At 62.3% G+C, this 14,813-nt stretch carries 13 protein-coding genes; 3 read left to right on the plus strand and 10 right to left on the minus strand.

Annotation, left to right across the window (positions count from 1 at the left end):
* Window positions 1-42: 42 nt before the first annotated feature.
* Window positions 43-1,254: an MFS transporter gene (locus ACEN8R_RS27500; protein WP_495624487.1), complete on the minus strand. Its 1,212-nt coding sequence runs from the start codon at window positions 1,252-1,254 to the stop codon at window positions 43-45.
* A 271-nt stretch (window positions 1,255-1,525) separates the two neighbouring features.
* Window positions 1,526-5,866: a DEAD/DEAH box helicase gene (locus tag ACEN8R_RS27505; RefSeq protein WP_495624488.1), complete on the minus strand. Its 4,341-nt coding sequence runs from the start codon at window positions 5,864-5,866 to the stop codon at window positions 1,526-1,528.
* Between the two features lie 225 nt (window positions 5,867-6,091).
* Between ACEN8R_RS27505 and ACEN8R_RS27510 the strand changes: the two genes are divergently transcribed.
* Together ACEN8R_RS27510 and ACEN8R_RS27515 are read left to right on the plus strand one after the other, a co-directional pair.
* Entirely contained in the window at window positions 6,092-6,976 is an 885-nt protein-coding gene (locus tag ACEN8R_RS27510; protein WP_032833719.1) for a sugar nucleotide-binding protein, read from the plus strand.
* The gene (locus tag ACEN8R_RS27515) at window positions 6,969-7,898 is read left to right on the plus strand and encodes an NAD-dependent epimerase/dehydratase family protein (RefSeq protein ID WP_019650850.1); all 930 of its coding nucleotides are present in this window, start codon (window positions 6,969-6,971) and stop codon (window positions 7,896-7,898) included. The genes ACEN8R_RS27510 and ACEN8R_RS27515 overlap by 8 nt, the downstream gene beginning before the upstream one ends.
* 187 nt (window positions 7,899-8,085) lie before the next feature.
* Here ACEN8R_RS27515 and ACEN8R_RS27520 read toward each other — a convergent pair whose 3' ends face one another.
* From ACEN8R_RS27520 to ACEN8R_RS27540, 5 genes are all read right to left on the minus strand, one after another.
* A complete protein-coding gene (locus ACEN8R_RS27520) occupies window positions 8,086-8,784 on the minus strand; it encodes an OmpW/AlkL family protein (protein ID WP_495624489.1) in 699 nt (232 codons plus the stop codon).
* A 177-nt stretch (window positions 8,785-8,961) separates the two neighbouring features.
* A complete protein-coding gene (locus tag ACEN8R_RS27525; RefSeq protein ID WP_018925681.1) occupies window positions 8,962-9,480 on the minus strand; it encodes a DUF3299 domain-containing protein in 519 nt (172 codons plus the stop codon).
* 11 nt (window positions 9,481-9,491) lie between these two features.
* Window positions 9,492-10,757, minus strand: coding sequence for an ABC transporter permease (locus ACEN8R_RS27530; protein WP_007933653.1), 1,266 nt, complete (start codon window positions 10,755-10,757; stop codon window positions 9,492-9,494).
* Between the two features lies 1 nt (window position 10,758).
* Window positions 10,759-11,469: an ABC transporter ATP-binding protein gene (locus tag ACEN8R_RS27535; RefSeq protein WP_018925682.1), complete on the minus strand. Its 711-nt coding sequence runs from the start codon at window positions 11,467-11,469 to the stop codon at window positions 10,759-10,761.
* Between the two features lie 47 nt (window positions 11,470-11,516).
* The gene (locus tag ACEN8R_RS27540; RefSeq protein WP_018925683.1) at window positions 11,517-12,104 is read right to left on the minus strand and encodes a DUF2796 domain-containing protein; all 588 of its coding nucleotides are present in this window, start codon (window positions 12,102-12,104) and stop codon (window positions 11,517-11,519) included.
* A gap of 135 nt (window positions 12,105-12,239) precedes the next feature.
* Between ACEN8R_RS27540 and ACEN8R_RS27545 the strand changes: the two genes are divergently transcribed.
* A complete protein-coding gene (locus ACEN8R_RS27545) occupies window positions 12,240-12,581 on the plus strand; it encodes a hypothetical protein (RefSeq protein WP_018925684.1) in 342 nt (113 codons plus the stop codon).
* A gap of 15 nt (window positions 12,582-12,596) precedes the next feature.
* Here ACEN8R_RS27545 and trxA read toward each other — a convergent pair whose 3' ends face one another.
* From trxA to ACEN8R_RS27560, 3 genes are all read right to left on the minus strand, one after another.
* Window positions 12,597-13,469, minus strand: a complete 873-nt coding sequence (trxA, locus tag ACEN8R_RS27550) for a thioredoxin (protein WP_018925685.1) — start codon at window positions 13,467-13,469, stop codon at window positions 12,597-12,599.
* 193 nt (window positions 13,470-13,662) lie between these two features.
* On the minus strand, window positions 13,663-14,319 hold the full coding sequence (locus ACEN8R_RS27555; RefSeq protein WP_018925686.1) for a class I SAM-dependent methyltransferase: 657 nt from the start codon (window positions 14,317-14,319) through the stop codon (window positions 13,663-13,665).
* Window positions 14,316-14,780, minus strand: coding sequence for a YbaY family lipoprotein (locus tag ACEN8R_RS27560; RefSeq protein WP_018925687.1), 465 nt, complete (start codon window positions 14,778-14,780; stop codon window positions 14,316-14,318). The genes ACEN8R_RS27555 and ACEN8R_RS27560 overlap by 4 nt, the downstream gene beginning before the upstream one ends.
* Window positions 14,781-14,813 lie beyond the last annotated feature (33 nt).

The following is a 14,813-nucleotide window of genomic DNA, read 5'->3' on the forward strand; positions in this document are numbered from 1 at the left end:
CAGGCGTGCAGGAGTTGCCGAAGGCTACGATCTTTTGATCCATCAGTGCCCGACAACGATCCGGGCCGAACCTTCAGCCGGCTCGGCATACACCGGACCCAATCGATCGAGACGACCACTCCAGGCGGTCAGTGCCAATGCCACCAACACCACCAGGCCACCGATCCACGCGGTATGGATCAGGCCCATATGCGCCACGATCAAACCACCACCCCACGCACCACCGGCAATGCCGAGGTTGAACGCCGCGATGTTCAGGCCCGACGCCACGTCCACCGCATGCGGGGTGTGATGTTCGGCCTGACGCACCACATATACCTGCAGCCCCGGCACGTTGCCGAACGCCACCGCACCCCAGACCAGCACAGTGGCCAGGGCCAGCCATGGATTGGCGGCGGTGAAGGTCAGTGCGAACAGTACGGCGGCGAGCAGGGCGAAGATGATTTTCAGGGCGCCGATCGGGCCGCGCTTGTCCGCCAGCTTGCCGCCCCAGATGTTGCCGACGGCCACCGAGATGCCGTACACCAGCAGCACCAGGCCGACGGTGCTGGCGCTGAAGCCCGCAATGTCCTGAAGAATCGGTGCCAGAAAGGTGAACGCGATGAACGAGCCGCCGTAGCCGACCGCCGTCATGGCATACACCAACAACAGGCGCGGTTGCTTGAGCACTTGCAACTGCTGCAACAGCGAAGCCGGTTTGCTGTGGGCGACGTTCTTCGGTACGTAGAGCAGGCTGCCGATGAAGGCGATCACACCCAGTGCAGACACCGCGAGGAAGGTTTCACGCCAGCCGAAATGCTGACCGATAAACGTCCCCAGCGGCACGCCAGTGACCAGCGCCACAGTCAGGCCGGTGAACATGATGGCAATCGCGCTGGCGGCTTTTTCCTTAGGCACCAGGCTGGTGGCGATGATCGAGCCAATTGAGAAAAACACCCCGTGGGCCAGGCCGGTGACGATCCGCGCAATGATCAGCGACTCGTAGCTTGGCGCTTTCCAGGCCAACAAGTTGCCGAGGGTGAACAGCACCATCAACGACAACAGCAGCAATTTACGCGGGACTTTGCCGGTGAGGGCGGTCAGTACCGGCGCGCCGACGGCCACCCCGAGTGCATACAAACTGACCAGCAAACCGGCAGACGGCAGGCTGACGCCGAGGTCGGCGCCGATGGTGGGTAACAGGCCAACGATGACGAACTCCGTCGTCCCGATGGCGAAAGCGCTAAGGGTCAGCGCCAGCAAGGCAATGGGCATGGCTGCAACTCCGATGGATTGATTGATGGAGCGCAGTGTCGGGGTTTGGGACGTGCGGAAAAATACAGGGATGGGCATTTGATATTTGCGTGCAGGTCAAATATCTCACGGCTGGTATTAAACCTTGTGGCGAGGGAGCTTGCTCCCGTTCGGCTGCGGAGCAGTCGCAAAGCCATACAGCGCGGTGCATCCGGGAGAAATTGGTTTACAGGTTTTGGGGGCGCTTCGCACCCCAGCGGGAGCAAGCTCCCTCGCCACAGGAGGTTGAATCCTACAGGGGGGAGTGGCGGATCAGTGTGTTGTGTACTTCTGTAGTCGATTGCTGATCCAGCTCCAGCCAGAACTGCTGCTTGCCGGCGATCTCGGCGGCAGCCGGCAAGCCATCGCGATACACCAGCCGATTGCTCGCCAGCGCCGGCACTTTTGCGCCCGGCAGCAGGGTGCCGGCGAGGTTCAGCGGATCCACCCCGCACACCGCGATCAAACTACCGTCATGGGGGCGCCGCCTGACTTCGCGCAGCAACGGGATCGCCTCGGGCAGGGCAAACTGTTCGCCGGCCAAACCACTGACAAACCGCCCGCCACGAATCTCGCCCCGGGCCTCCAGCCGATGGAACGTGCGCAGCAATTCCCGCCAACTCGGCAACCAGTCCGCCTCGCGCTCCAGCAAGCGCCAGAACACCACGCCGTACCGGCGCAGCAAGGTCATGGCGATGTGTTCCAGGGTTTCTGTGGGTGTGGACGTCGGGCGTTGTTTATCCACAACCGGCTTATCCACAACCGGCGCGACCGCACTGCGGCGCAGCAACGCCCAACGCCCGGCGTCGTCCATCCCGCCGACAAACGCTCCACGCCCGCGTCGGCTGCTGCGATTCTGGCGTTTGCTGGCCGGGGTGATCAGCGCCCGCAACCCGGCGAAACTGTCGGCGTTGACCAGTCCGGCACCGACCAGTTCCTGCAAGGCGATTTCCAGTTCCGAGCGCAGCAGATGGGCCTCGTGCATCAGCTCATCAAAAAACAGCGCGCCGTGCTGGCTGAGTGCTGCATGGACCTTTTGTGTTTTGGGCGACAACTCGTTGACCGGCGTCTGCTCGGTCAAGCTGCTCCACAACCCGACCTGATTACGCGGCAGCAGCAGAATCGGCGTGCTGCGCAATGCCGTGCCGGTGCTCTTGTTGCGCGCGGTCAGGCGGGTCCAGACCAGTTTGCCGCTGCGGCATAACTCATCCAGCCAGCTCGCCGAATAGTCTTTGAGCCGCGCCGGCAGAATGTCGCTGTCCCATGCCGAAGCGGCGGCGGGGTAGCCTTCGAACTGGCTGATGATCGCCGGCAACACTGCGCTGCCCTGGCCTCGGCTCATGCTGGAAAGATGCTGCCAGTCGAACAGGAAGCGCATGAAATCCTGCAACGCCACTGGCTCGATTTCCCGTCGCAGCCGTTTGACCGTGTAGCGATGAATCCGCGCCAGCAGATGCCGTTCGCACCATTCCTCTTCGCGGGCGCCCGGGCTGAATTGCCCTCGCAGCACGTAACCTTCACGTTCCAGTTGGGCCAGGGCCTGAGTGACTTGAAGCGCCGGTAATCCCAGCGGTTCGGCAATCGCTTTCAGCGGCAAAGGACCAAACGCACTGAGTCGCGCACGGACCACTTCCAGCACCGCTTCGTCCGGCTCCCAGGTTTCATTGAAACCGGGCAACGCCTCCAACGACGGAAACAACGTGGCCTGTGGATAAATCGCCCGCAGGCAGGTCAGTCGCTCCAGTGGCAGCCACAGCGATTGCTTGGCGTTGATCTGCAAACGGCTGGCGCGGCCACTGTTGGCCAGGGTGTTCAGCCATTCGAGCCAATTGGGGTTGGCCCGGGCCTCGGCGTCGGTGATGCACGCCAGGCTCATCAAGGCCTCATGCATTTCATCGAGGCCGGTTGGCGTTGGCCAGGCTTCGTCGCGCACCGCGGCAATCGCGTCGGCGTCCAGCGTACTGAGGTCGTCGGTGGACTGCGGATCGCTCCAGCGACGGTTGAGTACCGCCTGAGTACGGCGTTCTTCCAGCGGCGCGTCGTCGAGGAAGGTGTAGGGGCGGGCACTGAGGATTTCCGCCGCCATTGGCGAAGGCGCCGGCAGGTCGCGGCTGATCAGGCGTATATCGCCCTGTTCCATGCGCCGCAACAACGCCAGCCAGCCTTCGCTGTCCATGGCCTCGTGCAGGCAATCGTCGAGGGTTTGTTCCACCAGCGGATGGTCGGGAATCTCGCGCTCGCCGGCGAGGTTTTCCACGCAGGCGATCTGATCGGGAAACACGCTGGCGATCAGGTCTTCGCTTTTCATCCGCTGGATCTGCGGCGGCACTTTGCGGCCGCCGCTGTAGCGTGGCAGCGCGAGGGCGACCCCGGCATTCCAGCGCCAGCGTACGCCGAACAGCGGGGCTTCGAGCACCGCTTGAGTCAGGATATGTTCGGCGCTGTTGCTGTGCAGGTAGCGCCAGACGTCGTCCAGCTCGAAGCTGTGGCTGGTGGACAGCGACAACACGATGGCGTCCTCGCTGGCGGCGGCCTGCAATTCGAAGTTGAAGGTGCGGCAGAAACGCTTGCGCAGGGCCAGGCCCCAGGCGCGGTTGATGCGGCTGCCGAACGGTGAGTGGATGATCAGTTGCGTACCGCCTGACTCGTCGAAAAAACGCTCCATCACCAGTGTGTCCTGGGACGGCAAGGCGCCGAGGGTCAGGCGGGCCCGGGCCAGGTAGTCGACCAGTTGCTCGGCGCTGGCGAGGTTCAGGCCGAGGGTGTCGGTCAGCCAGTCGAGGGCCGGTTGCAGATCGCCGGGTGTGGCGGCGAGCAGTTCATCGAGTTGCGCTTGCAGGCGGGCCACGGCGAACGACAGTTCATTGCTGCGACCGGGTGCTTCACCGAGCCAGAACGGAATGGTCGGCGGCTGGCCCTGAGCATCTTCGACCCGGACCTTGCCGGTTTCGACCCGCAGGATTCGATACGACGTATTGCCCAGCTGAAAGATATCCCCGGCGATGCTTTCCACCGCGAAGTCTTCGTTGACGCTGCCGATGTTCAGCCCCTGAGGCTCCAGCAACACGCTGTAGTCGGCGTTGTCGGGAATCGTCCCGCCGCTGGTCACGGCGGTCAGCTTGGCGCCCCGACGACCGCGCAAGGTGCGGCTTACGGCGTCCCGGTGCAGGTACGCGCTACGTATGCCCTGGCGACCGTTGTAGCCCTCGGCGAGCATGTGCAGCAACGCCTGATAATGTTTTTCGTCGAGCTTGGCGTAAGGCGAGGCTTTACGCAGCATCTCCAGCAACGCCTGCTCGTGCCATTCCTGGCAACTGACCTCGGCGATGATCTGCTGGGCCAGCACATCCAGCGGCACTTCGGGGATCAACAAGGTGTCGAGTTCGCCACGGCGCACGCAATCGAGCAAAGCGGCGCATTCGATCAGGTCGTCGCGGGTGGTGGCGAACAATCGGCCCTTGGGCGTGCCGCCGACCTGGTGCCCGGAGCGGCCGACCCGTTGCAGAAAACCGGCAATCGAGCGTGGCGAAGCGATCTGGCACACCAGGTCGACGTCGCCGATATCAATCCCCAGTTCCAGCGAGGCGGTGGCGATCAGCACTTGCAGCTCGCCGCGCTTGAGCCGTTGCTCGGCGTCCAGGCGAAACTCCTTGGCCAGGCTGCCATGGTGGGCGGCTACCGCGTCTTTGCCGAGGCGTTCGCTCAAGTGCCGGCTCAGGCGTTCGGCCAGGCGCCGGGTGTTGACGAAAATCAGCGTGGTCCGGTGTTCGCGGGCGAGGGCGGCGAGGCGGTCATAGACCAGCTCCCACACGTCGTTGGCCATCACCGCCGACAGCGGCACGGGCGGCACTTCGATATCGAGATCCCGTGGGCGGGCATGGCCGATGTCGATGATTTCGCAGTCGCGATCACGACCAACCAAAAAACGCGACACCGCTTCGATGGGTTTTTGCGTGGCAGACAGGCCGATCCGCACCAGCGGTTGCGGGCAAAGTGCTTGCAGGCGCTCCAGGCTCAGGGCCAGGTGACTGCCGCGTTTGCTGGCGGCGATGGCGTGGATTTCGTCGACGATCACCGTTTGCGTGGTGCCGAGCATTTTCCGGCCGGAGTCGGAGCCGAGCAGTACGTAAAGGGATTCCGGAGTGGTCACCAGAATGTGCGGCGCGGTTTTGCGCATGGCCGAGCGATCTTTTTGTGGTGTATCGCCGGTGCGCACGGCGGTGCTGATCGGCACGTCGGGCAGGCCCATCAGGCGTAACTGCTCGGTGATGCCGGCCAGCGGGTTTTGCAGGTTGATCCGGATGTCGTTGGACAGGGCCTTGAGCGGCGAAACGTAGACCACCAGGGTTTCGTCTGGCAGGCCATCCGGGTTTTCCAGGCCACGATGGACCAGATCGTCGAGCACGGCCAGAAACGCGGTGAGGGTTTTGCCGGAGCCGGTGGGCGCGGCAATCAGCGTTGAACGGCGCTGGCGGATCAACGGCCACGCCCGGGCCTGGGCGGCGGTAGCCGTCGCGAAGGTGTTGCTGAACCAGGCGCTGACGGCGGGGTGGAAACCGTTCAGCGCGCTGTCTGCGGGGATGGGCAGGTTCATGAGCCAATTTATGCGGGTGGGGGCGGGAAGTTGCAAGTACCGCTCAGGCTCTGTGTTGATCCTGAGGCCAGTAGCTGCACCACAAATCCCCGGGAACTACACTTTACGGGTGACGGTTGCGCACTAAACCCGCAAAATGCAACGATTCCGGCAATTATTGAGGACATCGCCTGCGGGCGCTGTCGATAAAGCCATCGTTCCAATCAGACTGGGCCTGCTGACTCTATGCGAATGCGCCTTATGTTACTGGGCGGCGGAAATGCCCTTGGGCAGGCGCTGATTCGCCTCGGTGCGGAGGAAGACATCGGTTTCCTCGCCCCCCGCCCACCACAAGACGGCTGGGACGCCGCGAGCCTGACGCAACTGCTCGACGATACCCGTCCGGATGCGTTGATCAATCTCGCCTACTATTTCGACTGGTTCCAGGCGGAGACCGTCAGCGAACAGCGTCTGGCCGGGCAGGAGCGCGCCATCGAGCGTCTGGCCGAATTGTGCCAGCATCACAACATCGTGCTGGTGCAACCGTCGAGTTATCGCGTGTTCGATGGCTCCCGGGCGACCGCCTACAGCGAAAAAGACGAACCGGTACCGTTGGGCCTGCGCGGTCAAGCTTTGTGGCGCATTGAGCAAAGCGTGCGCGCCACTTGTCCACAGCATGTGTTGCTGCGTTTCGGCTGGCTGCTCGATGACAGCCCCGAGGGCACCCTCGGGCGATTCCTCGCCCGGGCCGAGAAAGCTGAAGAACTGCTGTTGGCGGATGATCGTCGCGGTAATCCGACGCCGGTGGACGACGCTGCCCGAGTGATCATTTCGGTGCTCAAGCAACTCGATTGTGCTGCGCCGCTGTGGGGCACCTACCACTACGCCGGGCATGAGGCGACCACACCGCTGGCACTGGGGCAGGCGATTCTCACTGAAGCGCGCGCCCTGCATCCGCTGGCCATCGAAGCGCCGACCGCCCAGGCTCACGCCGCGCGGCCCGACGCTGCCGAAGAACCGCAACACGCGGTGCTGGCCTGCAAGAAAATTCTGCACACTTTCGGGATCAAGCCCCGCGCCTGGCGCGCGGCACTCCCGGGCTTACTGGATAGGTTTTATCGCCATGGCTGACGGCCCTGTTTTAATCACCGGCGGCGCCGGTTTCATCGGTTCGCACCTGACCGACGCCTTGCTTGCCAAAGGGCATTCGGTGCGAATTCTCGATGACTTGTCCACCGGCAAGCGCAGCAACCTGCCGATGGACAATCCCCTCGTTGAACTGATCGAAGGCGATGTCGCTGATGCCGCCCTGGTGGCGCAGGCGATGCTCGGTTGCAGCGCGGTGGCGCATCTGGCCGCGGTGGCTTCGGTGCAGGCTTCGGTGGATGACCCGGTGAAAACTCACCAGAGCAACTTCATCGGCTCGCTGAACGTCTGCGAAGCCATGCGTCAGGCCGGTGTCAAACGCGTGTTGTACGCGTCCAGCGCAGCGGTCTATGGCAACAATGGCGAGGGCGAGTCGATCGACGAAGACACGCCCAAGGCACCGTTGACGCCGTATGCGGTGGACAAGTTGGCGAGCGAGCATTACTTCGATTTCTATCGCCGCCAGCATGGTCTGGAACCGGTGATTTTCCGCTTCTTCAACATCTTCGGCCCGCGTCAGGATCCGTCTTCGCCATACTCCGGTGTGATCAGCATTTTCAGCGAGCGCGCGCAGAAAGGCCTGCCGATCACCGTGTTCGGTGATGGCGAGCAGACTCGGGATTTTGTCTACGTCGAAGACCTGGTGGACGTGCTGGTGCAAGCCATCGAGAAACCGCAGGTTGAGGTCGGCGCGGTGAATGTCGGCTGGAATCAGGCGACGACTCTCAAGCAGATGCTTGAAGCCCTTGAAGCCGTGGTCGGCAAGCTGCCGCCTGTTAGCTATGGCCCGGCGCGTTCCGGTGACATCCGTCATTCACGAGCGAATAACCGGCGTTTGCTGGAGCGGTTCACCTACCCGGAGCAGACGCCAATGAGCGTTGGCCTGGCGCGGTTGTTGGGGCGCTGAGGTTTTACACAGCCGTGAAAAAGGCGCCTTGAAGGCGCCTTTTTTGTGTGTCGAATATGACCGATGCAGTTCCGTGGCGAGGGAGCTTGCTCCCGTTCGACTGCGCAGCAGTCGCCATCAATCTTGGGGCTGCTTCGCAGCCCAGCGGGAGCAAGCTCCCTCGCCACAAAAGCTGATCACATGTTGCTTAGAATTTGTAACCCAGACCGACCATGTAGATGAACGGATCGACGTCCACGTTCACCCGTGCGCGGGTGCCCGGAGCCACGGCGTTGTTTTCCACGGTGGCACGGGTGTCGATGTCGATGTAGCGCACTTGGGCGTTGATCATCACCTTATCGGTGAGCATGTAGTCGGCCCCGACTTCCCAGGCCAGGCCCCAGGAGTTTTTCGCGTTGAAGTTGCTGAAGCCGTTGGCGCTGGCTTCGCTGCCGACGTGCTCGTCGTAGATCCAGGTGTAGTTGATACCGCCGCCAACATACGGCTGGAATGCGGACTTGGCGTCCATCGGGTAGTAGACCAGGCTCAGGGTCGGCGGCAGGTGTTTCAGGGTGCCGAGTTTGCCGTTGGCGGCGCCGAGCGCGGTGCCTTTGAGCTTCACGTCATGCTCGAACGGCGAGGCCGCGAGCAGTTCGATCCCCAGGTGGTTGGTGATCATGTAGGCGAAGTTCAGGCCCAGTTGCGTGTCGCTGCTCATGGTGGCCTTGCCACCCAGGTCGGCGCCCTTCAGCGGGCCTTGATCGACCTTGACGCTGGAGCTGTCGGCTGTCGGATTGACGGTGATCGCACCGGCCCGAACGATGATATTGCCAGCCTCATGGGCATGGGTGAGCGGGGCTGCGAGTGCGAGGGCAAGCAGCGAAGCGCTGAGCAGGGACTTGTGCATGGGGGCTCCAAAGGACGTTAAAAATGCTTGATGTCCAATGGTAGGGATCCAACTGATACGGTCTTTTGACTCAGCTCAACGAAACAGTGATGGCCCAGATTTTTGCGGAACCTTTGATGGCCTCATCACGGGTAAGCCCGCGATGGCAGTCCAGTAGGCGACAGATCACCACCGGATTCACTCCGGCAGTTCATACACATAAATCTTCTGCGCCTCCATCTGATACCCGGCATCCGCCAATTCGCTGGTGGACGCCTTGACCTGCAACGCACCTTCGACCCAGTACGGCTGGTACAGCTCATCGAGCTTCACGCCGACTTCGCTTTTGACGTGCACGATCTGGTTCGACGGCGGAGGCGGTACGTGGATGCAGGCGCCGAAATATGGCACCAGCAGAAACTCCGTGGTGCGGCCTTCTTCACTGACCTCCAGCGGCACGATGTACCCCGGCAAGCGAATGTTCTGGCCATCGAGACTTTTCACCACCGGCGCGTTCGGCATGTCCTGTTTGGCGGCCGGGGCCGACTCCGCGGACAATGCGTCGCTCATCTTCGACAGGTCGTGCAGCGGCGTCATGTTCGGCACTTCCGGCGGGGCATCCGGCGGGATCATTTCCGACCAGGTCAGGTCTTTCGGCTCGGCCGCCCACAGCGGCAGAGCAACCAGCATCAACAGCGCAAGCAGAGCGCGGGGCATGTTCAACGTCCTCACAGGCGGATCGACAGGCCATCGGCCAAGGATTGGCGATAAGCGCGCCAGGCCGGCACGCTGCCCATCAGCAGCGCGGCGATCAGGATGCCACCGAGCAGCGTCCATTCATATTCGCTTGGCCAGGCCAGCGGCAGGTACAAACCGTAATTCGACTGCACGTAACCCTGCGCCACGGCGATGCCCACATACAGCAGCGCCACGCCGGCAATCACTCCCGACAGCGCCAGGGCAAACGCTTCCAGCACCAGTAAAGTCGCGATATGCCATGGCCGCGCGCCCACCGAACGCAGAATCGCCATCTCCCGGCGCCGCTCGTTGAGGCTGGTGAGAATCGCCGTGAGCATGCCGATCAACCCGGTCAGCACCACGAACAGCGAGACGACGAACAAGGCTTTTTCCGCCGTGCTCATCAAACTCCACAGCTCCTGCAACGCCACACCCGGCAGGATTGCCAGCATCGGTTCGCCACGGAATTCGTTGATTTCACGTTGCAACGCGAAGGTCGAAATCTTGTTGTTAAGGCCGAGCATGAACGCGGTGATCGCTTGCGGCGTCAGGTCCATGTTGCGCGCCTGATCGGCACTGACTCGACCGTTACCCCGCGCCGGTACGCCGTTGTGCCAGTCGATGTGGATCGCTTCCATGCCGCCGAGGCTGATGTGCAGCGTGCGGTCCACCGGGGTGCCGGTGCGTTTGAGAATGCCGACCACGGTGAACGGCTTGTCGTCGTGCTTGACCAGGCTGATCGCCGCCACGCCATGGGCCAGCACCAGTTTGTCGCCGAGTTTGTAGTGCAGCGCGTCGGCCACTTCGGCACCGAGCACCACTTCGAACGGATCGCTGGCGAAGGCACGGCCGTCGGCCAGTTCCAGATGCTGTTGATGGCCGTACTGGTAATGCTCGAAGTACGCCTCAGTGGTGCCCATCACCCGATAACCACGATGGGAATCGCCGAGGGACATCGGGATCGCCCACTTCACTTTCGGGTTGTTGGCGAACTGCTCGAAGCTGTCCCAGCGGATGTTGTTGGTGGCGTTGCCGATGCGGAATACCGAATACAGCAGCAGGTTCACCGAGCCGGAACGCGCGCCAACGATCAGGTCGGTGCCGCTGATGGTGCTGGCGAAACTGGCCTTGGCCTCGGTGCGCACCCGCTCCACCGCCAGCAGCAGGCAGACCGACAGGGCGATGGCGAACGCGGTGAGGATCGCGGTGAAGCGACGGTTAGCGAGGCTGGCCATGGCTAGACGAAACAGATACATCTCAAACCTCGGACGGGGTGGCGGCGCGATTGAGATCGGCCAGCGACAGGTGGCGATCGAACAGCGGCGCGAGGCTCTGATCGTGGCTGACGAATAACAGGCTCGAGCCGGCTTCGCGGCATTCGGCGAACAGCAGGCGAATGAAGTTTTCGCGGGCGTCGTAATCCAGTGCCGAGGTCGGTTCGTCGGCGATCACCAGTTCCGGCTGACCGATCAGCGCACGCGCGGCAGCGACCCGTTGCTGCTGGCCGATGGACAGCGAATCGGCACGACGGCCCAGAATGCTTTCGTCCTTCAGGCCCAGATGGGCGAGCAGGGTGGCGGCGGCCTGATCGACGCTGCCGTGGCGCTGTTTCGCCCGCTCGGCGCGCAGTTTCGAGAAGTGACAGGGCAATTCGACGTTCTCCCGCACCGACAGAAACGGCAGCAAGTTGAACTGCTGGAAGATGTAGCCGGTGTGATCGACCCGGAAGTGGTCGCGAGCCCCGGCAGACAGTTCGGTCAATTCCTGGCCGAGCAGCCGGATGCTGCCGCGATCAGGCTTTTGCACACCGCCGAGCAAGCCGAGCAGGGTGGTCTTGCCGCTGCCGCTGGGGCCTTTGAGGAACAGGGTTTCACCAGGCTCCAGGCGAAACGCCGGGATGTCCAGCAGCGGCGGGTGACCGGGCCAGCTGAAGCCCAGGTCGGACAGTTCGATGAGTGCTTGGGTCATGTGAAACCGGTCAGGTTGATGGTGAACCCTGTGGGAGCGGTGTCGGATCAGAATTTCAGGGCGGCGGTTTTGGCCGTCACTTCAACCCCTTGCTGTCCGCTCGGGCTGATCAGTTGTACCTGAATCTTCTGGGTAGCCGGGAACGTGTTGAAGACAGTCGCCAGGTCCAGGGTCTTCAGCGCGCCCGGGGCCGAGCAGCTGAATTGGTAACGGGCGTGGATTTCGCTGTGGTCATGTTGATGCTCGTGACCATCCTTGGCTTCTTCATGCTCATCGTCGGCATCCGGTTTGTCACCGAACAACGGGCTTTCCAGCTCCTGGGTCGCGACCACGCACCCGGCGGCTTTCGGCAGGTTGAACAGTGTCAGTGGTTTTTCCAGTTGGGCACGGACGGCGGCGACTTTGGCCTTGTCGGCATCGGTGGTGGCGGCGTGCTCGAACCCCACCAGGTTCATTGCCGGGCTTTCCAGCTCCAGCTCCAGGGTCTGGCCGTCCAGCGCCGCATTCAAGCGACCGACGCCGTGTTCGTGGGCACCGAGGCTGCCGTGCTCATGGTCGTGATCTTGCTCGACAGCCGCGTGGGCGACAGCCAGCGGTAACAAGGCAAACGGCAAAGCGAGCAGCAGACGGCGCATGACGGGTCTCCGAAAAGTAAAATGAAAAATTTGTTATGTAATCTTATAACGAAAGTGCCGAGAGTTTGACCGTCTGCTTGGCGTTGTGCAAGACCCATGGGAGCATGCGAGTCAGGTATGTGCTGGAGCAGACTTATGTTGCGAATACGCGGAAGCATCGGCGACTGGCCGGTGGATTTGACCCTTGAACTGGATGAGGGCGACTGGGCGCAGCTCGGTGCGCAGTTGCAGGCTGCCAAACCCGAGGCGAGTGCAACACCGGTCAAACCGGTGAATCAGGATGATGCGCTATGGCAGATTGCCAAAGAATTGCTGCGCAAGGCCAGGCAATTGAGTGGGCCGGATTTGCTGGAGCAACTGGAAGGGCTGACCGGCAGCGCAGCGGCGGGCAAGCGCTTGTTGGTGCGCTTGCGCCACTGCGCAGATGTCAAAGTGGTGAGCGGCGGGGATACACCGCTCTACAGCTGGATCGAGTAAGCCGCAAAAAAGAGCTTAATAGAGCGCGGCAAACAGCTTGCGACGGTACGTGGTCACCAACGGGTGATCGTTGCCCAGCAGTTCGAACACTTGCAGCAAGGTCTTGTGTGGCAAGCCTTCGTTGTAGCTGCGATTGCGGATGAACAGTTTCAGCAACGCATCCAGCGCCGCGTCGTATTGCTGACGGGCCAGTTGCTGGATCGCCAGTTGATAGACCGCCTCATCGTCCTGCGGGTTTTTCGCCAGGCGTGCTTTCAGGTCTGCCGCATCCGGCAAATCCCTGGCCTGACCGAGAAACTGGATCTGCGCCTTGGCGCCTGCCAGCGCGGCCTTGTGTTCGTCGGTCTTGACCGCGTCGAGTACGGTTTGCGCTTCACTCAGCTCGCTGCGCTCGGTAAGGCAGCGGGCGTAGAGGATCAGTGCCTTGGCATTGGTGTTGTCTTCAGTCAGCAAGACTTTGAGTGTGGCTTCGGCGTCGGCGAAACGGCCTTCATCGAACAGCGCCTGAGCCTGTTCAAACGGGTCGGCGGCGGCTGGAGGCGGCATTTGCACATGAGGTTCGAGCATCGTGCGCACTGCGGATTCCGGTTGCGCACCGGCAAAACCGTCCACCGGCTGACCGTCCTTGAACAGCACCACGGTCGGCAGGCTGCGAATGCCGAAACGCGCAACAATGTCCTGCTCGATGTCGCAGTTGACCTTGGCCAGCAGCAACTCACCCTGATAGCTCTCGGCGATGGTTTGCAGCATCGGCATCAAGGCCTTGCACGGCGCACACCATTCGGCCCAGAAATCCACCAGTACCGGTTTGTGGAAAGAGTTCTCGATCACCGACTGGTCGAAATCGGCAGTCGTGGCGTCGAAGATGTACGGCGTTTCCTGACTCATGGGGGATCTCGTAAAAGCGTGGATGAGGCCACTATAAGGCTTGGTGGGGGGCGGCTGAAAGCGGGGTGATCATTGAGTGATGTGCTGCCAGGCAGGACGTCTTCGCGGGCAAGCCTCGCTCCTACAGGTCCGCGCTGATTTCGAAATCGCCACCCAACCCTGTAGGAGCGAGGCTTGCCCGCGAAGCTTTTTGCTAACCGCGCCGCGCGTGGTAAAGGCTCACATGCCGAAACTCTTCGGGTTCGGCCAGGTCCGGCAAGGTCATCGCCTGCAGCATCTCGATGCGCTGATACAGCGGATGGCGAAAATCCCGCACCCGTGAATCCGCCACCAACGCTTCCCGGCCACGGCTGAGAAACTCGTCGAGTAGCGGCAGATTCTCCCGGTCGTACAACACGTCGGCCACCAGAACCAGATCAAATCGATCCGCTTCGGCGAAAAAATCCGTCGAGTAGCGCAGCTGCACATCATTGAGTTCGGCGTTCGCCCGACACGCGGCAATCGCCAGCGGGTCCAGGTCACAGGCCACCACTTCCAGCGCCCCGGCCTTCACGGCCGCAATCGCAGCCACGCCGGAACCGGCGCCGAAATCCAGCACCCGTTTGCCTACGACCCAGTGCGGGTGTTCGGCGAGATAGCGGGCCACGGCCAGCCCACTGGCCCAGCAGAAACTCCAGTACGGCGGCTCGTGGAGAATCCGCCGGGTTTCTTCGGGGCTGAAGGCGCGATCCATGTTGTCGCCGTCGATCAGCCAGAGTTTCAGCTCGGTGCCCGGCAATTCACAGGCTACAAGCTGTGCGTCACCGAGCAGTTCACCCAACGCCTGTTGCAGGTCGAGCGGTGCAATCATGGCGCTTTGACGAATTGCAACTGACCCAGGGCCTGGGTCGTCGGCTGGGTGATGAGTTGCGCCGGCAGATGCAGAATCAACTGCCCGGACTGGCTGGCGCGGCCGCGCAGTTCAACGCGAGCGCCAACCGGGAAGGATTCAGGGTTGAAACGCAGGCGAAACGGCAACACCTGATTGGTGCCGATCAGGTTGGCACTGGCGAGCAATTGTTGCGGGCGATCCTTTTCGTCGATCACCAGCAGCGCCAGTTCGACTTCGGCGTCGGCCGGCACGCCCATCAGGGTGCCACTGATTTCACGTTGGTAAGCCGGCAGCGGGCCGAGCTCGGCAGACGCCTTGGCCTTCTTCTGCGCCTGTTGCGGCGCTGGGCCTGGTGTTGGTGGCTGGGGCTTGGGTGCATCGCTGCCACAGGCCACCAGCAGGCTGAAAAGACTGAGCAAAACGAGCGGTCGTAACGACATTGGCGGCTCCAGCAAGGTGAAAACATTATAGCC

It is taken from the genome of Pseudomonas sp. Pseusp15 (assembly GCF_059492165.1).